This window comes from Streptomyces sp. SID14478 (assembly GCF_010548525.1).
Lineage (GTDB): Bacteria > Actinomycetota > Actinomycetes > Streptomycetales > Streptomycetaceae > Streptomyces.
Genome location: NZ_JAAGMG010000690.1, coordinates 1 through 484 on the forward strand (window position 1 = coordinate 1; position 484 = coordinate 484).

General features: G+C 75.4%; 1 protein-coding gene. It reads left to right on the forward strand.

All coding sequences use genetic code 11. The features are described 5' to 3' along the window. Positions 1-484 (forward strand): DUF6542 domain-containing protein (locus G3I40_RS22790; protein ID WP_164303991.1); only part of this gene is annotated, 484 nt, incomplete at both ends.

Consider the following 484-nt stretch of genomic DNA (forward strand, 5'->3'; position numbering starts at 1 on the left):
CAGCGGCGCCGCCGCGACCGCCGAGTCCGCCACCGTCTACCGGGCCACCCGGCCGAGCAGGACGTTGCCGCCGATCGTGCTGGCGCTGCGCCGTTTCCCGAACCCGCGCCTGACGGGGCTGGGCAGCGGGCTGTTCTGCGCCGCCGCGATGCTGGTGCTCGGTTTCCTGGACATGCTGTTGTTCGGCGGGGCGGCGGCCGTCTACGGCGTGCTGTTCCTGCTGGTCAGCGGGCTGACGGCGGTGTGGGTGCGGAAGGCGGACCTGGTGACGGCGCCGATCGCGGCGCCGATCGCGTTCGCCGTCGGGGCAGTGCCGATCGCCGACGGGAAGGGCGGCTTCGGCGCGCAGGTGATGGGGCTGTTCACCACGCTCGCCATGAACGCGGGCTGGCTGTACGGCGGCACCCTCGTCGCCGGGGCCGTCGTGCTCGTGCGCAGGGTCCGGCTGATGGCCCACCGGGCGGCGCAGCGCCGGGCCGCCGCC